Here is a 19,391-nt window from a genome sequence, read left to right on the forward strand (position 1 = left end):
TTATTTGGAGACGTCGGCGCCGAAGTATTTCTCGGAGATGGACAAGTACGTGCCGTCGTCCTTCATCGCCTTCAACGCTTCGTTGACCGCTTGCACGAGCTCGGGATTGCCTTTGTTGAACAGGAAAGCGCTTTGCGAAGCGTCCTCCGTCTCGGCCACGATTTTGATCGGCGCGTTCGGCTTCTGCTTCTTGAAGTCCAGGAACGAAAGACCGTCGTTGATCGTCGCATCGATCCGCTTGGAGATGAGCATCTCGATCGCTTGATTGAACCCGTCGACCTGCACGATTTCCGCGCCGTTGTCTTTGGCGATCTGCGTTAGGTTGCTCGTCAGCGACTGGCCGGATTTCTTGCCCTTCAGATCGGCGAGCGCCTTGATGTCGGCGTTGTCTTCATGGACGATCAGCACCGCCTTGGAGACGATGTACGGATCGGAGAAGTCGTATTTCGCCAGGCGTTCTTCGTTAATGGACACTTGGTTCGCGATCACGTCGAAGCGCTTGGCGTCGATGCCGGCAAACATGCCATCCCACTTGGTCTCGACGAATTCTGCTTCCACGCCGAGACGCTTGGCCACTTCGCGCGCAAGCTCGACGTCGAAGCCCGTCAGTTCGCCGTTATTGTCATGGAACGTGAACGGCGCATACGTGCCTTCTGTGCCGAAACGGATCTTGCCTTCCTTCTTGATCGTATCGAGCAGCGTCGACTCAGCGCCTTCGCCGCCGTTATTCGCCGTACCGGCCGTCGTGCCATTGCCGGTCCCGGAATTATTGGACTCGTTCTTCGCGCCGCAAGCCGTAAGCGCCATCGTCAAGACGACCACCAGCATCAGCAGGACGTAATTGCGTTTCTTCATCATGCGATTCTCTCCTTCTGTCTACGGGCATAACCCTCTATCCCTACTAGATTAGTAAGATATTAAACATCGTAACATCTATTAGTATATGCCGTCAACTAAGTAGATTCAACCGGAGTTACGGGTTACTGCCGCTAAATTCTGAGATAGTATTCCATATTTTCGCGAATATATACGAATTTCTGGAAATTAATCATAAACAATAAGACCGGAACCATGATGGCCCCGGTCTTATTTTCACCCTGGAATGAAACCTTGAAACTGCGCGAATCACGGTTTGCGCGCCGCAAAGGTCACGCAGTCGGATGCCAGCTCGACCTGCCGGCCGTCCCGATCAATCTCGAAGACGGTCGTCTTGCTTCTGTCCGCCAGCACCTGCCAGCTTGCGTACGGGCCAGCCAACAGGTCATGCAGCCGCGCATTCGTCACATTCAGCTCGAACATGGGCACCAGCTGCTCCCCCGAGCCGATTACCGTCTCGGTAATCGACGTATTGACGAGGAGGCAGTTCACGCCGCCTGGCTTCGTTCCGGCTGCCATCTCCGCTAATTTGCTTGCCAATGCCTCCTCCGAAGAAAGATGCTCTAGCGAGGATACCGCGATAATATAATCGTACGCTTCCGCTTCGATCCGAAACGTCTCGATATCGCACTGCACGCCGCGTATCGACCGTTCAACGCCGAATTCCCGGCTGTATTCCCCAAGCTTGGCAATCGCGGAATCCAACAGGTCGACACCCGTGACGAGTCCGCCGCTCTTACTTACCCGCCGCGCGATCGGTATGCTGTGCCGCCCTGGGCCGCACCCCAGATCCAATACTTGAAGATTGTCGCGTTCGGCCTCCAGCAGCTCGATGACCGTCCCGACCGGCTTGCTCATCCATGAACCCGGCTCGAATAGGCGATGCTCCTTGAACAGCTCGTCGTGATAGTGCTTCTCCGCTTCCCTGATTTGCGTAATCCGATCCACGCGCGTCGCCCCCTTTATTCCCTTCATTTTACAGGCGCACCCGTTCGCAGGGCAACGTAATTGGGAACGGTTGGAGCTTTTGGAATATCGCCGGACATTTATGAGAAACCTGTGAGCATCGACCCGTTGCCGAAAGGAGTGCACGACGTGCCCCCCACGACCGCCAGGCGCCCGCGAGCGTACTTATCTTCGTTCACGACCAATCAGCTTCACCTGCGCAATCCGTGGGTCGTCGCGTTCTTCGCGTTCTCCTATCCGGGCTTCGGCAATTTGCTGCTGCAGCGGTATACGAAAGCGTTCATTCTCATTCTCTGGGAAATCTTTATCAACAACAAAGCGCATATAAACACAGGAATCATGTATTCGCTGCAGGGCAAATTCGAATTGGCCAAACAGTCGTTGGACCAAAATTGGCTGATTGCCTATCTTGGCATTTATGTCTACGCGATCTGGGACGGCTATCGCTCAACCGTCGATATCAACAAGCTGTATCTGCTCGCCGACCGCGAAGACGCCCCGATGGTCGCGACGCGAATGGGCCCCTGGGACATGAACTATTTGGACAAACGCAAGCCCTGGGTCGCCCTCGCTTGGTCGGCCATTATGCCCGGACTCGGCCATATGTACGTGCACAAGGTCATCTCCGGGTTGTTCTTCTTCGGCTACACGACGACGGTCATTTATTTCTCCCACTTGCTCCCGGCCGTCCATCTCAGCTTGACCGGGCAAACGGCCGCGGCGACAAAATCGCTCGATATGCAGTGGCTCATGTATTTGCCGTCCATCTACTGCTTCATTTTCTATGATGCTTATGTTTCCTGCGTCGAACAGAACAAGCTGTTCGAGAAGGAGCAATCCTATTACCTTCGTAACCACTTTCAATCGGCGGCGTTCAAAATGCCGTTCAAATGAGGTGCCCATTCGGTGTATATCATCGCAACCTTCGAACAGTCCATCTTCCTGGAACTTGCGCTGTCCGCGCTCACGCACAAGGGCCTGACGAACGAGCAAATTCTGGCCGTGCCGCTGGACAAGCGGACAGAGCCTCGCAAGCTGTTCGACACGATCCACAGCGCCGACGGATTCAGCACGATGGACGCGGCCGCCATTCTCGGCACCTGCCTCATGCTGCTCGGCGCGGTCTACGGCTACGAGCTGGCGTGGGGTCCGATTTGGTGGGGGTTGATCGGGCTCTTGACCGGCATCGCGATCGGCTTCGGGCTCAAAATGCTCCTTCTTCGCAAAACGAAAAACGGCGCCAAAGCCATCACGAGCGAGGTCGTGCTCGTGATCCGGTGCGAGGATCGCGACCGGGAATCAATCGAGGAGCTGCTGTGGAACAACACGGCGCTGGGCGTGTCGGCGATCAGGCATCTAAGCTGACGCCAGCACGGCCAGCCGCTTACTGGATCGCCTGCCCCGAATAATGCCGCCGCTCAGCCGAAGCCGCTTCGATCCAAGCCAGAAGGCCCACGCGGCTAAAGAAAAGATCGCTCTTGATATTGAAGTAGGGCAGCTTCATTCGATCGCTCCCCGGGTCGCTCTCCTCCGCGCTGATGATCAGCTTGACCTGCGCTTCGGTCATATTCAGCGCCGCGGCCGCTTCCTTAAGCGTCAGCACCGCCTTCTCGCCGCCGGACGTCTGCACGAGCGGAGATTCTCCCGTTCGCAGCACGAAGCAGCCCACGATAAACGATAAGCCGACGATGAAGCTGGCCGCGACCAGCGTAAACCGACTGGTAAACATAGCAATCTCCTTTCCTATCCATCGATGACTTCCCTTAAACGAGATATTCTAGAAAAATGTTACAGTCGCTTGAAAAATATCTTGCGCGTTTGCCGGCTCCGACCGGAAAACGCAAATAGCCCGGCAAGCTCGATTGCGAGCCCGCCAGGCTATTCGCCATGCCGTACGGTGCGCTGGAAATCCCGCCCCGCCTAGCCTTGCTTCGCGCCTAGCTCTTTCGTCCAATACACCAGCAGATCATCCGCCCTCGCCAGCCCGCCCAGCTCGACCGTCTCGCCGCCGCGGCTCGGACCTCTGCCATCCGGCACATATCCCCGATTGGCATACATGCGTTTTGCCGGTCCATCATTTACGTCTAATCCTACGACTAGACCGATCGACGCATACTTGCGCAAAGCGATCGCTTCCAGCTCGTCAAGCAGCCGGCCGCCGACTCCGCGGCGCCGGAACTGCGGCAAGACGTTCACACCGTGCACTTCCGCAATGCCCTCTTCCCGGAACGGAGCGCAGCCCGACTCCTTCAGCACATGTCCGCATGCGGCGATCCTTCCGTCCGCCTCGGCCAGCACCGTGACCTGCCTGCCGCCGCGATTGGCTTCGAAGCAGTCGGCATAATAGCCGATCGGCCGATCGAGGCCGCCTTTCGCAAACGCCTCCCGCCAGAGCGCCGTCTCCTGCAGCGTCTGCAGCGCGTAAAGCTTCAACTCCATCCGCAATTGCCCCCTTACGCGAGTTCGTCCTACAAGAGCATATGCGGATGGCGCCGGGAGTTTGCCTGCCAGGCGGAGAAAAGAACGCGCGGGTACGCGCGCAAAACACCTACGGCGCGCTTACGCGTGCGGCAAAGTCAACTGCCAAGAGACGCCGAAACGGTCGACGAACCAGCCGAATTTCTTGCTGAAGCCGTAATCGCCGAGCGGCATCAAATCGTGACCGCCCTCCGACAGTCCTGCGTACAGCTTGTCCAGCTCCTCCTCCGTATCGCAGGTGACGAAGAGCGAGAAGGCCGGCGTGAACGTAAAATCATGTTTGATGCTGCTGTCGATGCACAGGATCTCTTGTCCCTTCAGCGAGAAGGAGGCCTGCATGACACTGCCTTCCGCGCCGGGCTCATTCGGTCCGTACCGGACAAGGCTCGTTATTTCGCTGCCCTCAATGAGGTTGACGTAATGGGTAATCGCTTCCTCTGCCTGTCCTTGAAACATCAGGAACGGCGTTACTTTGCTCATCCTCTTCCACTCCTTGTCCGTTATCAGTCAGATCCGCAAGATCCTGGCCTTATTTTACCAGATTCGGCTCTTTAGCTGCACTCTGACCCAGGATGCATAGCCATGCGCCGACGACAAATAGCGCCAGAGGGTCGTCATGTCGACTCCCCCCGGCGCGAGGCCGTACGATTAGGCTGATAGATCCGGCTTGCGCCGCGCGCCTGCCGGGCTTCGGTTCCCCAGCACGAACATCGCCGTGCCGATCACGCCGCAGGCCGCGGCCCAGAGCAGCAGCACCTCCAGCGAGACGTCCTGCAGCACCGTCGTGCTCAGCAGCGGGCCGATGGAGCCCCTGAAGCCGAAGAGCATGAGGTGCACGCCGAAGACAGCGGCCTCGCGTCCGGGAGCCAGCCGGAAGATGAAGGACAGAATGCCGATATCCCAGATCGCTTCGCCGATGCCTTGAATGCCATTGCCGATGATGACGGCCGGATAGGTGCCCCATAATCCATAGAGCGCGGGCACGATCGCGTAAGCGCCGATCCCGCACATGAGCGTGTATTTGATGTCGAACCGGTCGATCATGTAACCCGCCACGAGGAACGTGACGAGCAAGCCGCAATAATAAGCCATCCGCGCGAACCCGATCTGCACGTTCGACAGGTCCAGCACGTCCACCTGAATGATCTGGTACAAGGGGCTGGCCATCATATTGCCGAATCCCGCGAACGTCGTCGCGCCCAGGAAGACGGCCAGCTGCCGGTTGCCCCGCACCAGCGCCCATTGATCGCGCAGCGAGAATTTGCGAATATCCGCCTGCGGCTTCGGCTTCTGCTTCTGAATACGCAAGCCGCGGAACAGGATGATCGACGCGGTCCCCGCGATTGAGGCCGCAATCAGCGGTCCCGACGGACCCGACGCATCCGCCCAGCTGCCGACGACGTACGCGAGCGGGATCATGAGCAGTCCCATGGCGACGCGCACGTAGCCCATCAGCCGGCCGCGCACGTCGGCCGGGTACATGCGCGAGACCAGCGACGCGTACGCCGGCGCTTGAATGCCCATCAGCAATTGAAAGGCGATCGCGACCGCCACGTAGACCGAGGGCGACGCGAACAACGCGGGGAAGAACAATAAGAGCCGTCCGATTATATTCGGGATGATGACAAAGGGCAGCGGCCGGTTGCGCTTCTCGATCCAGTTCGCCCAGAGCGGAGAGAAGATCAAGCCGACGGCCGGCGCGGCCGTCAAGATGCCAACCTGGGCGTGGCTGGCCCCCTGTTGGATGGCGAAGGCCACGTAGAATTGGTTGAGCACGACGTTGAACAAGCTGAATAGGCAAGTCGCCCCCAGATCGATTTTGGCGTTCAGCCAAACGCGGGGGCTCATGGTCAAGCCGAGCTTGACGATCGGCGTTTTGGATTTCATAGGCGAGATGCACCACGATTCTTCAGGATTAAGCGCAAGCTGTCGATTTTGCCGCTACCGTTATCTTCACAGAAAGCCGCCGGGTCCGCAACCGTATATTTAGGCAAGAATATATGAGAATTTGACTTTCTCGGCGCGCATCCCGCTTGCAGCGCCTGTGGTATAATGGGAACCATTCCCGCTTGTAAGGAGTCTTCTTTCATGATTCGTACGTTAGCCGTTACCAAGACGCTCGAAGTGCTCCGCGACCTCAGCCTGAGCGAGCTTGCGGACGATGCCATTCTTTGGTATTGGGTCGACTTCAGCGAACCGACCGAACGGGAGGCGAAGCTGCTCGGCAGCCATTTCCGCTTCCATCCTCTGGCGATCGAAGATTGCATGCACTTGCTGCAGCGTCCGAAGATGGACCACTATGACGACGTCCATTTTCTTGTTATGCATGCCATCCAGCCCGAGACCCTGGCCGCCCATGAGGTGAATTTGTTCATCGGCCCCCGGTATATCGTTACGTTCCACCACCGTCCGCTTCGCGAGATTGACGAGGCGTGGTCCAAGATCGGCGACCAGCAGAAAGGAAAGGACCGCGGTCCTCTCTATGCCGCCTACGTGGTCATGGATAAGCTGGTGGATGAGTATTTCCCCGGCATGTATTCGCTCGAGGATCAATTAAGCGAGCTCGAATCGGCCAGCTCCATTGGGAATGAGTCTTGGATGAACCAGGTGTTCGAGATCCGCAACAAGCTGCTCAAATTAAGACGGACGATTCTGCCGATGCGCGACCTGCTCTATCGGCTGCTTAATACCGAGCGGATCGACCAGTTGAGGAGCCAGCTCGTTTATTTCAAAGACATTCACGACCATTTGCTCAAGCTCGCCGATATGCTGGAATCGAACCGAGAAATTACGGCCGATCTGCGCGACAGCTACATCTCGCTGAACGCCCACCGCATGAACACGATCATGAAGACGCTGACCGTCATTACGACGATCTTCATGCCGCTAACGTTCATCGCCGGCCTATACGGCATGAATTTCGCGCACATGCCCGAGCTCGAGTGGCGATGGGGGTATGGCGCCGTGCTGCTTGTCATGGCCTCCCTGGGCATAGGCATGTATGGCTGGTTCCGCAGAAAGGGTTGGTTCAGATAGGGCCGGCTGCTGCGGCAATTTAACGAAAGCGAGGACCGTATCCGTTCATGTGGCTTCTATTCTCCTTACTAGCGTCGATCAGCTTTGGTCTGCGGGGCATCTTCTATCACTGGACGAGCCAGCAGCCGCTTAGCCGCAACGCGCTGCTCGCCGGAACGTTCTTCATGGGCGCCGTCATCTGCGGGGGATGCGCGCTACTCCTCAATCAATCGTGGGACGCGAGCGCTTGGATCGGGGTCCAAATGGGCCTCTTCTCGTTCGTGGCCAACGCCAGCATGTTCCAAGGCTTCAAAGTCGGCAAAGCTTCCGTCGTGGCGATTATAACCGCCCTCCCGGCCGTGCTCGTCGCGATCGGCGCGCTGGTCTTCTGGGGCGAAACGCTCGATAGGACGCAGCTGGCCGCTTTTCTCGTCATCATCGCGGGCGTCTTGCTCGTCCGGTTTTCCAACGATATTACGCTCGGCAATCTGCAAGGCGCGCAGTGGGGGCTGCTTGCCCTCGCGATGTTCGCGGCCAATGACCTTTCCGGCAAATGGTCGCAGCTGCGGGAGGCGCCGCTGTTCCCGACGCTCTTCCTCATGTTCTTCACGGGGACGATTTGCTTCGGCGCATGGCGCTGGATCGAGCGAAGCCAAGCACGAGTGCCGCGCAAGGAAGCCGCCGTCGCGGGTTATGGCGCCGACAACAGTCAATCGCCGTCCGATCCGCGCGGCGGAGAACGCCTTAGCGTCGCCAATGGAACCGGCGCATCCGACAAGCCCTGGTCCGACCGGCGGGCCTTTCTTATCGGCATGCTCATCGGCATCACGAACGCGGTCGGCATGGTGCTGATCTTAACCGCCTTCGACCTTGGCAAAGCCGGACTCGTCTCCGCCGTCGTGGCGAGCAACGTCCTGTTCGTGCTTGCGTACAGTCGATTCTACGTCCGCGAACGGTTTACGAGACTCGAGACGGCCGGGGTGATGACAACCTTCGGGGGCGTACTCATGCTCAAGCTGCTCGGTGGATAGGCAAAAGCCGCATGCCCTCGCAGGCATGCGGCTTTGTTTGTCGGAAGCTCTGTTAGATTTTGCAGGCGGGGTGCGCAATGCCGGACTTCTCGATTTGAATCGCAGCATGGTCGATCCTGAATGTCTCGGATAGCCGGCTGATCGCCTGCTGCAGGATGTGCTGCTCGTCCGCGGCGTCCAGCACGCGCAGATGGCAGCTGAGCGAGTCCATCCCGGAGGTAATGGTCCAGATGTGCAAATCGTGCACGTCTTGGACGCCTTCGATAGTGAGCAGCGTGCTCTTGACCTGCTCCGCGTCGACGGCCGGCGGCGTGCCTTCCATCAGAATATGGACGGCCCACTTGATTACGCCCCAAGCGCTCTTGAGGATAAGCAGCGCGACGACGACGCTAATAATCGGATCGGCGGCGTACCAGGAGAAGAAATACATCAGCAAGCCGGCGGCGATCGCGCCGACCGAGCCGAGCGCGTCGCCTAGCACGTGCAGATATGCGCTGCGGACGTTGATGTTGTCCTTGACGTCGCCTTTACGCATCAGGAACCACGCGCTAATCAAATTCGCAAGCAGCCCGATCAAGGCGATCAGCATCATCGAACCGCTCTGCACCTCGGGTGGCGCGAAGAACCGGCCGGACGCTTCCCAGATGATAATGCCGGCGATGAAGAACAGCGCCGCCCCGTTGAAGAGAGCCGCCAAAATCTCAAAGCGGTAAAAGCCGAACGAACGACGGGCCGTCGCGGGCCGCGCCGCCATCCACAAGGCCGTCAGACTGAGAAGCAGCGCCGCCGCGTCGCTGAGCATGTGACCCGAATCGGACAATAGCGCAAGGCTGTTCGTCAGCAGCCCTCCCGCAAATTCAAGCAGCATGATCAACGAGGTAATGCCGAGCGCGATCGCAAGCCCCGCTTTATTATTGGGGCCATGGTGATGGTGACCCGGTCCGTGATGGTGTTCGTGACCATCATGACCGTGCCCATGATGACCGTGTCCATGATGATCGTGTCCATGATGATCGTGTCCATGATGATCGTGATCATGATGCTGTCCATGGCCGTCGCACGAATGGTCGTGCTTGTGTTCATGCAGCGCATCTGGATTCGTATGTTTCATACAGATACCTCCAACCGGATTACCCTAAGGTTCCCAAGTACACTTCGTCATTATATATGAACAAATGCTCATATATAGTATAGTGTAAAGATTCGCCAGCGTGCAAGACCGAAAACGATATTTCGTTCCAACCTCGCTTCCGGTATATTGGAAGATCGAAAAAAGCCGCGCATGCGCGGCTATCATTGAATTACAGGAATTTATCGGTTTCACGCTTAGAAGTCTGATGGCAGCCGTGTCGCCTGAGGCGGGCAGATAACATTAGGGCCGGTTTACTTTGAATCCCATGACCGTATCCTTCCGAAAAGACGCTTCCTCCCGCAAAAGGCCGATCCGCTCATCCTCCGGATAATGCCGCATCAAGAAAAACACGAACGCTTCCACGACGCCGATCTCCATATTCAATTGATTATATTCGCTCGGATGCCGGTCGAGCAGCGACAGGCTGCGCTCCCATTCCGGCAAATCCGACGCTTCGCTCGTCCCCCGCCGCTCTCTGTCAACCAGCTTTCGAAGGTTGTTCGCGGCGCCCGCTATTCCGCTTCGCTTCCGATAGGCCGCGCGCCCGTACCACACGGCGGCTACGACAAGCAGCAGAAAAATCCATAATCCATTGTCCATATTCGTCATTCCCTCGCGTTTCTTTCATTTTCGTTCCGGCAGCTGTTTCAACCCCGTCCAGCATGGGTATATACACTTCACAACATCTGCGTCAAGCAACCGCAGGAACAATACCGTACATAAGGCAAACCTGTCGCCCGCCGCCATTAATCTCGTATTCAGGGAGGTAAGTAAGATGGCCGAACAATGCGTTGTTCACGAAGAGAGCATGGCACAAGACCCCGTCAGTCCGGCGACAACAAGCATCACAAGCACTTCGCAAAAGGTGGACGAGCTGCTTCAGCGTAATCGAGTCGCCATCGTCAAGCATCATGAGCAAATTACCCTAGCGAACAATCGCATTCGCACGACGCAAGCTTTTCTAGAAGCGGTGCGCAGCGCGCAAGCAGACGTTAGACACATGCCAGGCTGGGAGACGCCGCCGCGCGACCGACAGGCGCATTAGTTCCCGCTTGTTCACGACCGCTTCTCCCAAAGCTAGAAATACGGCCATCTTACCACGAAAGCGTTAACCATCAAAGCCCTGCTGCGGTTGTTCGACCCGCAATAGGGCTTTTTGGCTGCTTGAAGATGAACAAAACGCCCCTGCGTTGACCATATGGCCAACACAGGGGCGTTGTCGCAAGCATGCGAACAGGTTACACCATGATTTTGCAAATATCGTTCGTAAATTCGACCGGATCTTGAAGGGGAAGTCCTTCGATGAGCAGCGCTTGGTTATAGAGAAGCGCCGTATATAGACTCAGCTTCTCCTTGTCTTGCTCGAACGCGGACTTGAGCGACTGGAACACCTCGTGGTTCACGTTGATCTCCAGTACTTTCTCGGCCGAGACGCCGCCGCTGTTCGGCATGGCGCGCAGGATTTTCTCCATCTCGATCGACACTTCGCCCTGCGACGTCAGACAGACCGGATGGCTGCGAAGCCGCTTGGATGCGCGCACGTTCGTCACTTTGCCCGACAGCTGGGATTTCATGTAGTCGAACAGATCGGCGTTCGCTTTCGCCAGCTCCTCGTCCTCCTGCTTATTCTCCTCCTCGATGCCCAGATCGCCGCTCGAGACGCTGCGGAATTCCTTGTCTTTATACGAGAGGAGCATCTTGATCGCGAACTCGTCGATATCGTCGGTGAAGTAAAGAATTTCGTAGCCTTTGTCCAGCACCATCTCGGTTTGCGGCAGCTTCTCGATCCGCTCGTTCGTCTCGCCGGTCGCATAGTAAATATACTTCTGGTCTTCCGGCATGCGGGAGACGTATTCGTCCAGCGTCACGAGCTTCTTCTCTTTGGAGGAGGTGAACAGGAGCAAATCCTGCAGCGCTTCTTTGTTGGCGCCGTAGTCGTTGTACACGCCGAATTTCAGCTGGCGGCCGAACGACTTGTAGAACTGCTCGTACTTCTCGCGCTCGTCCTTGAGCAGGCTCTGAAGCGCGCTCTTGATTTTGCTCGCGATGTTCTTGGCGATCAGCTTCAGCTGGCGGTCATGCTGGAGCATTTCGCGCGAAATGTTCAGCGAGAGGCTCTCGGAATCGACCATCCCCTTGACGAAGCTGAAGTGATCCGGCAGCAGATCGCCGCATTTGTTCATGATCAGGACGCCGTTCGCGTACAGCTCAAGCCCCTTCTCGTATTCCTTCGTATAGAAGTCGAACGGCGTGTTCTCCGGAATGTACAGAATCGCCTGATAGACGACCGCGCCGTCCACGTGCAGGTGGATATGCTTGAGCGGCTTGTCGAAGCCATAGCGCTTCTCGTTATAGAACGACTCATAATCCTCGTTCGTCAGTTCGCTCTTGTTCTTGCGCCAGATCGGCACCATGCTGTTGACGCGCTGCTCTTCCGTGAAATCCTCGTATTCGTTCTCGCTGCCTTCCTTCAGTCGGCGGCTCGTGACGTTCATCTTGATCGGATAGCGGATGAAGTCGGAGTACTTCTTGATGATCGCCTTCAGGCGGTATTCCTCGAGGAATTCGTCGTAGCTCTCGTCCTCGGTGTTCGCCTTGATCTTGAGCGTGATCTCCGTGCCGACGGTATCCTTCTCCCAAGGCTCGATCGTATAGCCGTCTGCGCCCGCGGATTCCCACTTATACGCTTGTCCGCCCGTCAGCGGCTTGCTGACGACGGTGACGACGTCCGCGACCATGAACGCCGAGTAGAAGCCGACGCCGAATTGGCCGATGATGTCGTGGCCGTCCTTCGACTCGTTCTCCTTCTTGAACGCAAGCGAGCCGCTCTTGGCGATGACGCCCAGATTGTTCTCCATCTCTTCCTGCGTCATGCCGATGCCCGTATCGCGAATCGTCAGCGTGCGGTTCTCTTTGTCGGCCGTAATTTGAATGTAATAACTGTCCTTATCGAACGTCAGGTTCGAGTCGGTCAGCGCCAAATAGTAAATTTTGTCGATGGCGTCGCTGGCGTTGGAAATCAGTTCGCGCAGGAAAATTTCCTTCTGCGTGTAGATGGAGTGAATCATCATGTCCAACAATCGTTTGGACTCGGCCTGAAACTGCTTTTTCTCCATACCTTGCTTCTCCTCCATGATTCATCGTTATGGATCGGTTAACATCGTTAGCACTCTAATGCAGCGAGTGCCAGCCCACTAATTTTATATCATTTCGCCTTCCCGCATGTCAATATTTCCAAGGCTCATACACGTTCCTGACGTCTCGGGCTGAACCCATTGATGGCGCTCACGCCTTAAATCCCTATCTCAGGCAGCGGCGGCGGAATCGCGTTGCGTCTGACAACGTCCCTTGACGCCAAACAGCCTGGCTTTCGCCGCGATGCGCGGCCAAGCTCAGGCTGTATTGGCTGGATATAGAACGAATGAGCGTAAGTCGCGAAGGAGATAACAAGCTTAAACCGCAATCATTCGTTTCAAACCGAGAAGGAGTGACGTACTTATGATTCTTCGCATCATCTTGTGGGCGGTGTTCATTCTGCCCTTTTTCACCCTGCTGCTGCTTCGCCGAGATTTGATTCGCCAGTATTTGCCCGCCGCCATGTTCGTCACGATCGTCAACGTGATTTTGTACGAGGTGGCGTGGGAATATGGCTGGTGGCATTATAAGCAGTCGCTGTTCGCCTGGGACGCCGTCACGCCGGCGCCGCTCATCTTCAGCGCGTATTGGGTCGTGACGATCTGGATTCTCGCGCTGTCCTTCCATCGGTTCTGGCTCTATCTGATCTTGAACTTGGCCGTGAACAGCTTGTTCGCCTTCGAACTCGCGCCTTGGCTGTCCAGAGCGGGCATTACCGAAGGGACGCTGACCAGTACGTCGATGCTGCTCATCCTGACCGGCCTGAGCACCGGGGTCTATCTGTTCCAGCTGTGGTTCGAGCGCGAGGACCGGACCGAGATGACGTTCAGCATGCCGCGCAGATCCCGCATTTGACGCGTATACTCATTAAATTAATCTTTGGTTTGTCGCGCGTTCGAAGCCGATTCCGACGCCCACGCATCTGCAGCTGCCGCCAAGTAATAAGCCAGCCCTACCTGTTGGCTCTCGAGCATCTGCAGATGGAACGCGTCGGTTAAGAAAAATCGCGTCTGAGCCGCGAGCTCGGCCGCGCCCGTCGGATGCCCCTTATCCGTGAGGAATGCCGCGTGATCCGCAAGCAGCTTGCGAACCCGCTCATCCCGGTGCATGATGCCGCTTCGCAGCGCTTCGGCCATCGCGTCCATGAATTGCGCCGCTTCTCCGGCTAATTCGTTCATGGCGACCGGATCGATCGGTTGATCGTCGAGCAGGTCGACGCCATACGTCTCTTTCAAATGCGCATTCTGCTCCTCCAGCGCTTCGTGCCACGCTTCCTCGCTTTCGAGACCGAATCCCCGGAACATTTCTTCCTTTGCCATAGCTTCCCCTGCTTTCTCATGATTAATCGCGGCCTTCAGCGTCTGCATCACTTCATCCAACCTCTCTCGTCTCAAGCGCAGCTGCTCCTCTTGTTCTGCAAGGTGCGCCAATCTGCCTTGACCTCCGTCCATAAGCGACTTGATCCGGGCCAGCGGAAAGTCCAGCTCCTTATAGAACAGAATGTGCTGAAGCCGCTTCAGCTCTTCGTCGCCATATAACCGGTAGCCCGCTTCGTTGACCGCGGCCGGCAGCAGCAGTCCGATTTTGTGATAATGGTGCAGCGTCTTGACGGTCACGCCGGACAATGCCGACACTTCTTTCACCGTATAATTCACTTGCGTCACGCTCCCTTCGAAACCTACGATAAGGCCTCCTCTAAGAGGAGAGTCAAGCGGTTTAGTGAAGGCCTTTATCAGCACGGATGCAACCCAGAGAAAAAAGCACGCCCTAGCGCGGCGTGCTTGTCGATGCTGCCTGATAGTTAGGCGAGCGCTTCGCCCGAAGCGGGGTATTCCGGACCCTTCGCCTTGAGCGGCAGCCGCACCGTGAACGTCGCGCCTTCGCCAAGGCGGCTTCGCACCCCGATCGCGCCGCCGTGCAGCTCGACGATTTTGCTCGCGATCGACAGCCCCAGTCCGCTGCCGCCGGCCGTGCGCGTGCGCGACTTATCTCCTTTGAAGAAACGTTCGAAGATACGCTTCTGGTCCTCTTCCGTAATGCCGCAACCGGTATCGCTCACCTCGATAAGGGCTTCTTCGCCGTTCTGCCCAAGCCTCACGGTCAGATCCCCTCCGCGCTCCGAGAATTTCACGGCGTTGACGATCAAATTGTTCCACACTTGGCTGAGCATTTCTTCGTCCGCTTCAATCGTGACGGGAGACAATTCGAGCGCCAGCTCCAGCTCCTTCTCCAGCCACTGCGGCTCGCATGCCAGCACGACATTGCGAAGCTGCGTGTCCAGTCTGTAGGCGCTCGGCTCGAAGGGCTGCTGCGCTGATTCGAGCGACGTCAGCTTGAGGAGATTGTCGCTCAGCTTGGAGAGACGCATACTCTCGGTCTCGATGATCGACAGGTAATGCTTGCGCTCCTCGGACGTGAGCGATTCGTTCTGAAGCGCATGGGCGAACCCCCGGATCGAGGTAAGCGGCGAGCCGATCTCGTGCGACACGTTGGAAATGAATTCCTGCCGAAGCTGCTCCATCTGCTTCAATTCGGAGGCCATATGATTGATCGTCTGGACGAAATCGCCCCACTGCCCGTCCATCCGCCGATCTTTGTCCAGCGTCACGTTGAAATCCCCTTTGGCGATCCGTCGCAGCGCGTCGATGATTTCGCCCCAGACCGCCCGCTGCTTCGGTCCGGTCACCAGTCCGATGACGATCGCCGACAGCATCATAATGAGCATGCCGACGAGCGCGGTGGCCAGCTGCGTCCAGAACGGCGTCCACTGCCGATCGATCCGCGCCAGCAGCCCGCCGGTCAGCCAGTACGCGATCGAGTACGCCACGCCGGCCGAGAGGAACAACAGGAGGACGACGCCGACAATCCGGGCCGCGATGTGCGGGCGCGATCTGCGCTTGGCCAGCTCATCCCAGACCGAACCCTTGCCCGCGCGGCGACTTCGGCGTTGCCTCCGCCCCGCCCTCATGTCGCGTTCTCCATCCGGTAGCCGAGACCGCGCACGGTGCGGATCGCAAGCTGTACGCCCCGCTGGGCAAGCTTCTCCCGCAGCCGGTTGATGTGCACGTCGAGCGTCCGCTCGTTCCCGTCGAAATCGTAGCCCCAGATCGACTCGATGAGCTGATCCCGCGTCAAGGTCCGGCCTTGGCTGCCCAGAAGCATGAAGAGCAGCTCGAATTCCTTCGGCGGAAGCGCGAGCTCTTCGCCGTGCGCCTGCGCCCGGTTCGCTGCGCGGTCCAGCGTCAATCCGGCGGCGGACACTTGCTGGGAGCTATTGATCCGGTACCGTTTCAGCAGCGCTTTGACCCGAACGACAAGCTCGGGCGGATCGAACGGCTTCACCAAATAATCGTCCGTCCCCAAATCGAAGCCGCGCACTTTATCGACCGTCTCGCCTTTGGCCGTCAGCATGAGCAGCGGGACTTCGTACAGCCGCTGCAGCTCCTTGCACAGCGCCCATCCGTCCATGCGGGGCATCATAATATCCAGAATGACCAAGTCCGCCGCGGACGCTTCCATCCGCTCCAGCGCCTCCATCCCGTCGGCCGCCTCGGCAACGGTATAACCTTCCCGCTGCATCATAACGCGAACCAGCTCGCGAATATGGGGGTCGTCATCCACTACAAGTATTTGCGCCATGACCGCTCTCCTCCCGTCAGGCCTGCTCGGCCATCATCTGCATGCGAAGCTGGCCGTCCGCGAAACTTCGGTACAGCTCGTGTCCGCCGTACAGCTGCTCATGCGTCCCCTGTCCCGTAATGCGTCCCTTCTCGATGAAAATAATCGAATCGGCATCGACGACCGTCGACAGCCGGTGCGCAATGACGACCGTCGTTCGCCCTTGCATCAAATTCGCGAGCGCCAGCTGAACCGCCTCTTCCGATTGGCTGTCGAGATTCGACGTCGCCTCGTCCAGCATGAGAATGTGCGGATCGCGCAGCAGCGCCCGGGCAATCGCGATCCGCTGCCGCTGGCCGCCGGACAGCTTCACGCCGCGCTCGCCGACCGCCGTCTCGTAGCCGTCCGGCAAATCCCGGATGAAGCCGTCTGCATAAGCCATTCGCGCTGCTTGTTCGAGTTCCTCCTGCGTCACGGCCCGATTCAGTCCATAGGTTAAATTATCCCGGATCGTACCCGCGATAACCGGACTATCCTGCGAGACGTAGCCGATCTGGCTCCGCCACGCTTGCAGCGAATAGTCGGCGATATCCCGATCTCCATGGCGAATGGCCCCTGCGGACGGCAGGTAAAACCGCTCCAGCAGCGAGAACAGCGTCGTTTTGCCGCCGCCGCTCGGTCCGACGATCGCCGTGACTTTGCCGCCCTCGATCGTGAAGTTCAACCGGTCCAGAATCGGCTCTTCGGGGTTGTAAGCGAATGAGACGTCACGCACATGGATCGGCTCGGTCCGGCGCGGAACGGCAAGTCCGTCTTCCAGCGCTTCCTCGTCCGCTTCCAGAATGCCGATGATGCTCTCGGTCGCGCCCATCGTCTTCTGAAATTGCGTGAAGAACTGCGTAATCTGCGTAATCGGCATGATGATTTGGAACAGATACATAATAAAGGCGACCAGTTCCCCCGCGGTCATCGCGCCGGACGACACCTGCACCCCGCCGAAGCCGATTAACGCCACGAGGATGACGAGCATGAGGAACGACACGGTCGGGCTGATCAACGCCTGCATCTTCGCTTCCTTCAACCCGAGTCCGAACAGGCTGCGGATGCCGCTTCGCCCTTGCTCGAACTCGGCGCCTTCCGAGCCCGAAGCCTTGACGAGACGGATCTCCGATATGGCGCGCGTGGCGACTGATGCGAAGCGCGCGTTCTCTTCCTGCGCGGCCTTGGCGATCTTGTACATACGCCGGCCGATGGGCATCATGATGAGCGCGGCGAGCGGGAAGACCGTGAAGATGACGAGCGTCATTTTCCAGTTCATATACAGCATCACCGAGAGCGACCCGATGATGGATAACACGCCGGAGAAGAAGCCCGTAATATGCTCGGTAATGAGTCCTTTCATGACCGCGGTATCGTTGGTCAGCCGGCTGACCGTCTCCCCGGTCTCCTTGCTGTCGTAATAGGGCACCGGCAGCCGGAGCAGCTTGCGCCACAGCCGCTCCCGAATCGCGGAGACGATCTTGTTGCCTCCGTAATGCAGCATGTAGACGGCCGCGCCGCCGGCGATCACCTGCGCGATGAACGCGCCGGCTAGTCCAATGATCTGTCCCGCCCCAAGCGAGTCCAACGAGAAGCCGTTGACCAGGTTTTTCGTAAACAACGGGATCGTCAGACCGACAAGCGTGTTGACGACGCTGAGCGCCACGGCGATCGCCAGCAGCGCCTTCGGCGGATTCGTCTCCAGCACGAGCCCCCAGAACCTTTTTATATTTTGTTTCATGCGCTCCACTCCTTCATGGCTATCTATAGGTCGTGTTTAATGTATAACGTCTATGTAAACGGAGTTTAAACGAAAACGAGCCCTCTTCGCAAAACGCGCACGGCGTGTCGGAAGATGACTCGTTATATCCATCGTCAACATATAGGATCGGGCTGGGGTATTGATCAATCGTCACCGCGCTCCTGATCGGCTATCGCGCAGCATGACTGCGCTAGCCGGAGCCGTCGCTATCGCTTGCGGCGTGCTTCTCCGCGATTACCGGCAGCGCCAGCCGCCTGCGTCGGAGCTCCCTCGCGAGCATGCCGATAAAGGCCCGCTCCAGCCGAAGGGCTTTCGCCTCCCGATATGTCTCCAGCACCGCCTCGTCCGAGAACCGCCCCAGCAGCCATTCTCTACCTCTTCTCGGCGGAATCATGACAGGCATGCCCGGCCTGCCCGCTTATTGGTCCGCAATGTCCAATACCTCCATCACCAGCTTCCTGTACTGCTCGGCCTTGCGCGTGCCGCTGATCAAATTCGACAACCGGTAGGCGGGGATATCGTATCGGCGGCAGAACTCCTTCTGATCCAATTCCAGCTCGGCCAGACGCCGCTTGATCGCCCAGCCGAACGGCGTGATCGGTCTCGTGCGCTTCACCGCCGCCCCCTCCCTGCTTATGCCGGCTTGCCGGATATGCTATACTTTTCGTAATCGGTTTCTATCATTATAACTTACTTAAGTCATCATTCAACCTAAAATTTACTTAAATACGTGTTTCGCCCTATTTTGGAGGGATTGCGGCCATGCAGACTATTTACGAACGAATCGAATCGCTCATCGCCCTTCGAGGCATGTCCAAGAAAGCCTTTTGCGAACAGTTGAATATCTCGACGGGTAATTTCGGCGACTGGAAACGCAACGCCTCCGCCCCATCCGCCCGCAAGCTGATCGAGATCGCCGCTTTCTTCGACGTCAGTCTCGACTGGCTGATGACCGGAGCGGAATTCCGGGCGCGCCCAGGACGCGTGAGCGAGAGCCGCGAGCCTTATTTTTTTGCGCCGAACTGGCAACTCGATTGCCGGCTCAGCGAGCTGCCCGAGAAGGAGCGAGCGTTCATCGCCGAATATTTGGCGTTCAGCGGTTACCGGAGAGACCGTGAAGCGCAGATGGACCGACGTCAGGATCGGACCGATACCGATGATGCTGATGGCGAGCCGAAGAAAGAGTAAGCCGGTTGCTGCCTCGCCGAAGCACTTGGATGGCGTGCAGGGCCAACCGAGCCTCGGCAAGCCTCTCTATAATTACAGAACGGCCCGGCCTTCGCATCGATGCGAAGGCCGGGCCGTTGTTGTTATAACGATTCGTACAGGTAATTCAATT

Annotated in this window: 22 protein-coding genes; 7 read left to right on the top strand and 15 right to left on the bottom strand. The window is 57.7% G+C overall.

Features of this window, described 5'->3' with window-relative positions:
* Positions 1–855 (bottom strand): amino acid ABC transporter substrate-binding protein, encoded by an 855-nt coding sequence (locus tag ACFSKT_RS19635; RefSeq protein ID WP_377718767.1) that lies wholly within the window; start codon positions 853–855, stop codon positions 1–3.
* 270 nt (positions 856–1,125) lie between these two features.
* A complete protein-coding gene (locus tag ACFSKT_RS19640) occupies positions 1,126–1,824 on the bottom strand; it encodes a class I SAM-dependent methyltransferase (RefSeq protein WP_377718514.1) in 699 nt (232 codons plus the stop codon).
* Between the two features lie 147 nt (positions 1,825–1,971).
* On the opposite strand from ACFSKT_RS19640, the gene ACFSKT_RS19645 reads away from it, so the two are divergent.
* Together ACFSKT_RS19645 and ACFSKT_RS19650 are read left to right on the top strand one after the other, a co-directional pair.
* Positions 1,972–2,736 (top strand): hypothetical protein, encoded by a 765-nt coding sequence (locus tag ACFSKT_RS19645; RefSeq protein ID WP_377718513.1) that lies wholly within the window; start codon positions 1,972–1,974, stop codon positions 2,734–2,736.
* A gap of 12 nt (positions 2,737–2,748) precedes the next feature.
* On the top strand, positions 2,749–3,207 hold the full coding sequence (locus tag ACFSKT_RS19650) for a hypothetical protein (RefSeq protein ID WP_377718512.1): 459 nt from the start codon (positions 2,749–2,751) through the stop codon (positions 3,205–3,207).
* Between the two features lie 19 nt (positions 3,208–3,226).
* Here the strand turns inward: ACFSKT_RS19650 and ACFSKT_RS19655 are convergent, their stop codons facing one another.
* From ACFSKT_RS19655 to ACFSKT_RS19670, 4 genes are all read right to left on the bottom strand, one after another.
* Complete coding sequence (locus tag ACFSKT_RS19655; RefSeq protein WP_377718511.1) at positions 3,227–3,571, bottom strand: hypothetical protein; 345 nt, start codon at positions 3,569–3,571, stop codon at positions 3,227–3,229.
* 191 nt (positions 3,572–3,762) lie between these two features.
* Positions 3,763–4,281: a GNAT family N-acetyltransferase gene (locus ACFSKT_RS19660; protein ID WP_377718510.1), complete on the bottom strand. Its 519-nt coding sequence runs from the start codon at positions 4,279–4,281 to the stop codon at positions 3,763–3,765.
* Positions 4,282–4,401: 120 nt separating this feature from the next.
* The gene (locus tag ACFSKT_RS19665; protein WP_377718509.1) at positions 4,402–4,800 is read right to left on the bottom strand and encodes a VOC family protein; all 399 of its coding nucleotides are present in this window, start codon (positions 4,798–4,800) and stop codon (positions 4,402–4,404) included.
* Positions 4,801–4,968: 168 nt separating this feature from the next.
* Complete coding sequence (locus tag ACFSKT_RS19670) at positions 4,969–6,207, bottom strand: MFS transporter (protein WP_377718508.1); 1,239 nt, start codon at positions 6,205–6,207, stop codon at positions 4,969–4,971.
* Between the two features lie 201 nt (positions 6,208–6,408).
* On the opposite strand from ACFSKT_RS19670, the gene corA reads away from it, so the two are divergent.
* Both corA and ACFSKT_RS19680 read left to right on the top strand, forming a co-directional pair.
* A complete protein-coding gene (gene corA, locus ACFSKT_RS19675) occupies positions 6,409–7,356 on the top strand; it encodes a magnesium/cobalt transporter CorA (RefSeq protein WP_377718507.1) in 948 nt (315 codons plus the stop codon).
* Between the two features lie 47 nt (positions 7,357–7,403).
* Positions 7,404–8,366, top strand: coding sequence for an EamA family transporter (locus ACFSKT_RS19680; RefSeq protein WP_377718506.1), 963 nt, complete (start codon positions 7,404–7,406; stop codon positions 8,364–8,366).
* 52 nt (positions 8,367–8,418) lie between these two features.
* On the opposite strand, the gene ACFSKT_RS19685 is transcribed toward ACFSKT_RS19680, so the two are convergent.
* Together ACFSKT_RS19685 and ACFSKT_RS19690 are read right to left on the bottom strand one after the other, a co-directional pair.
* On the bottom strand, positions 8,419–9,477 hold the full coding sequence (locus ACFSKT_RS19685; protein WP_377718505.1) for a cation diffusion facilitator family transporter: 1,059 nt from the start codon (positions 9,475–9,477) through the stop codon (positions 8,419–8,421).
* A gap of 261 nt (positions 9,478–9,738) precedes the next feature.
* Complete coding sequence (locus ACFSKT_RS19690) at positions 9,739–10,098, bottom strand: hypothetical protein (RefSeq protein WP_377718504.1); 360 nt, start codon at positions 10,096–10,098, stop codon at positions 9,739–9,741.
* 175 nt (positions 10,099–10,273) lie between these two features.
* Here ACFSKT_RS19690 and ACFSKT_RS19695 point away from each other — a divergent pair, with 175 nt between their 5' ends.
* On the top strand, positions 10,274–10,543 hold the full coding sequence (locus ACFSKT_RS19695; RefSeq protein ID WP_377718503.1) for a hypothetical protein: 270 nt from the start codon (positions 10,274–10,276) through the stop codon (positions 10,541–10,543).
* 193 nt (positions 10,544–10,736) lie between these two features.
* Here the strand turns inward: ACFSKT_RS19695 and htpG are convergent, their stop codons facing one another.
* Positions 10,737–12,614: a molecular chaperone HtpG gene (gene htpG, locus ACFSKT_RS19700; protein WP_377718502.1), complete on the bottom strand. Its 1,878-nt coding sequence runs from the start codon at positions 12,612–12,614 to the stop codon at positions 10,737–10,739.
* A 382-nt stretch (positions 12,615–12,996) separates the two neighbouring features.
* Between htpG and ACFSKT_RS19705 the strand changes: the two genes are divergently transcribed.
* Entirely contained in the window at positions 12,997–13,488 is a 492-nt protein-coding gene (locus ACFSKT_RS19705) for a hypothetical protein (RefSeq protein ID WP_377718501.1), read from the top strand.
* A gap of 17 nt (positions 13,489–13,505) precedes the next feature.
* Here ACFSKT_RS19705 and ACFSKT_RS19710 read toward each other — a convergent pair whose 3' ends face one another.
* The 6 genes from ACFSKT_RS19710 to ACFSKT_RS19735 form a co-directional block, all read right to left on the bottom strand.
* The gene (locus ACFSKT_RS19710; RefSeq protein ID WP_377718500.1) at positions 13,506–14,288 is read right to left on the bottom strand and encodes a MerR family transcriptional regulator; all 783 of its coding nucleotides are present in this window, start codon (positions 14,286–14,288) and stop codon (positions 13,506–13,508) included.
* Between the two features lie 146 nt (positions 14,289–14,434).
* The gene (locus ACFSKT_RS19715) at positions 14,435–15,601 is read right to left on the bottom strand and encodes a sensor histidine kinase (RefSeq protein WP_377718499.1); all 1,167 of its coding nucleotides are present in this window, start codon (positions 15,599–15,601) and stop codon (positions 14,435–14,437) included.
* Positions 15,598–16,272: a response regulator transcription factor gene (locus ACFSKT_RS19720; RefSeq protein WP_377718498.1), complete on the bottom strand. Its 675-nt coding sequence runs from the start codon at positions 16,270–16,272 to the stop codon at positions 15,598–15,600. The genes ACFSKT_RS19715 and ACFSKT_RS19720 overlap by 4 nt, the downstream gene beginning before the upstream one ends.
* Positions 16,273–16,288: 16 nt before the next feature.
* A complete protein-coding gene (locus tag ACFSKT_RS19725) occupies positions 16,289–18,031 on the bottom strand; it encodes an ABC transporter ATP-binding protein (RefSeq protein ID WP_377718497.1) in 1,743 nt (580 codons plus the stop codon).
* 211 nt (positions 18,032–18,242) lie between these two features.
* Entirely contained in the window at positions 18,243–18,455 is a 213-nt protein-coding gene (sda, locus tag ACFSKT_RS19730) for a sporulation histidine kinase inhibitor Sda (RefSeq protein WP_377718496.1), read from the bottom strand.
* Between the two features lie 15 nt (positions 18,456–18,470).
* Complete coding sequence (locus ACFSKT_RS19735) at positions 18,471–18,668, bottom strand: XRE family transcriptional regulator (RefSeq protein ID WP_148930439.1); 198 nt, start codon at positions 18,666–18,668, stop codon at positions 18,471–18,473.
* A 146-nt stretch (positions 18,669–18,814) separates the two neighbouring features.
* On the opposite strand from ACFSKT_RS19735, the gene ACFSKT_RS19740 reads away from it, so the two are divergent.
* Positions 18,815–19,240: a helix-turn-helix domain-containing protein gene (locus ACFSKT_RS19740; protein ID WP_377718495.1), complete on the top strand. Its 426-nt coding sequence runs from the start codon at positions 18,815–18,817 to the stop codon at positions 19,238–19,240.
* Positions 19,241–19,391: the final 151 nt, after the last annotated feature.

This window comes from Paenibacillus xanthanilyticus (genome assembly GCF_042682185.1).
Taxonomy (GTDB): domain Bacteria; phylum Bacillota; class Bacilli; order Paenibacillales; family Paenibacillaceae; genus Paenibacillus_Z; species Paenibacillus_Z xanthanilyticus.

Excerpts from the sequence above, each read along its gene's own strand:
- ACFSKT_RS19660 (WP_377718510.1), bottom strand. The coding sequence starts at position 4,281 with ATGGAGTTGAAGCTTTACGCGCTGCAGACGCTGCAGGAGACGGCGCTC.
- ACFSKT_RS19725 (WP_377718497.1), bottom strand. The coding sequence starts at position 18,031 with ATGAAACAAAATATAAAAAGGTTCTGGGGGCTCGTGCTGGAGACGAAT.
- ACFSKT_RS19665 (WP_377718509.1), bottom strand. The coding sequence starts at position 4,800 with ATGAGCAAAGTAACGCCGTTCCTGATGTTTCAAGGACAGGCAGAGGAA.
- ACFSKT_RS19705 (WP_377718501.1), top strand. The coding sequence starts at position 12,997 with ATGATTCTTCGCATCATCTTGTGGGCGGTGTTCATTCTGCCCTTTTTC.
- ACFSKT_RS19685 (WP_377718505.1), bottom strand. The coding sequence starts at position 9,477 with ATGAAACATACGAATCCAGATGCGCTGCATGAACACAAGCACGACCAT.
- sda (WP_377718496.1), bottom strand. The coding sequence starts at position 18,455 with ATGCCTGTCATGATTCCGCCGAGAAGAGGTAGAGAATGGCTGCTGGGG.
- ACFSKT_RS19680 (WP_377718506.1), top strand. The coding sequence starts at position 7,404 with ATGTGGCTTCTATTCTCCTTACTAGCGTCGATCAGCTTTGGTCTGCGG.
- ACFSKT_RS19670 (WP_377718508.1), bottom strand. The coding sequence starts at position 6,207 with ATGAAATCCAAAACGCCGATCGTCAAGCTCGGCTTGACCATGAGCCCC.
- ACFSKT_RS19740 (WP_377718495.1), top strand. The coding sequence starts at position 18,815 with ATGCAGACTATTTACGAACGAATCGAATCGCTCATCGCCCTTCGAGGC.
- ACFSKT_RS19690 (WP_377718504.1), bottom strand. The coding sequence starts at position 10,098 with ATGGACAATGGATTATGGATTTTTCTGCTGCTTGTCGTAGCCGCCGTG.
- ACFSKT_RS19720 (WP_377718498.1), bottom strand. The coding sequence starts at position 16,272 with ATGGCGCAAATACTTGTAGTGGATGACGACCCCCATATTCGCGAGCTG.
- ACFSKT_RS19635 (WP_377718767.1), bottom strand. The coding sequence starts at position 855 with ATGAAGAAACGCAATTACGTCCTGCTGATGCTGGTGGTCGTCTTGACG.
- htpG (WP_377718502.1), bottom strand. The coding sequence starts at position 12,614 with ATGGAGAAAAAGCAGTTTCAGGCCGAGTCCAAACGATTGTTGGACATG.
- ACFSKT_RS19695 (WP_377718503.1), top strand. The coding sequence starts at position 10,274 with ATGGCCGAACAATGCGTTGTTCACGAAGAGAGCATGGCACAAGACCCC.
- ACFSKT_RS19655 (WP_377718511.1), bottom strand. The coding sequence starts at position 3,571 with ATGTTTACCAGTCGGTTTACGCTGGTCGCGGCCAGCTTCATCGTCGGC.
- ACFSKT_RS19715 (WP_377718499.1), bottom strand. The coding sequence starts at position 15,601 with ATGAGGGCGGGGCGGAGGCAACGCCGAAGTCGCCGCGCGGGCAAGGGT.
- corA (WP_377718507.1), top strand. The coding sequence starts at position 6,409 with ATGATTCGTACGTTAGCCGTTACCAAGACGCTCGAAGTGCTCCGCGAC.